This window comes from Roseomonas sp. KE2513, assembly GCF_016107305.1.
Taxonomy (GTDB): Bacteria; Pseudomonadota; Alphaproteobacteria; order Acetobacterales; family Acetobacteraceae; genus Roseomonas.
This window is the reverse complement of the sequence record NZ_RCVR01000226.1, coordinates 1-202: the sequence shown is the minus strand read 5'-3', so window position 1 is coordinate 202 and position 202 is coordinate 1. Positions and strand designations below refer to the sequence as shown.

1 protein-coding gene is annotated in these 202 nt (G+C 65.3%); it reads right to left on the bottom strand.

The window, feature by feature from the left end; translation table 11 throughout:
• Positions 1-61: 61 nt before the first annotated feature.
• The coding region (locus tag D9599_RS31035; RefSeq protein WP_198385178.1) for an integrase core domain-containing protein at positions 62-202 on the bottom strand (141 nt) is incomplete at its 5' end.

The window sequence follows — 202 nt, the reverse complement described above, 5'->3', positions numbered from 1 at the left end:
AGAGGTGGCTCGGTTTGTCTGAACAGCAGCTGGTGCTGGGATAGGTGGAGCCCTGCCGGGTTCAGGCTGCCGCGATCTGCGGGAGCCGGGTGAAGTATGCTTGATCGGGCGTCTGCCGGTCGAGGCTCGAATGGGGCCTGCGGCCATTGTAGAAGGCCAGATAGCGGCCGATCGAGGCGCGGGCCTCGCTGACGGTCTCGTA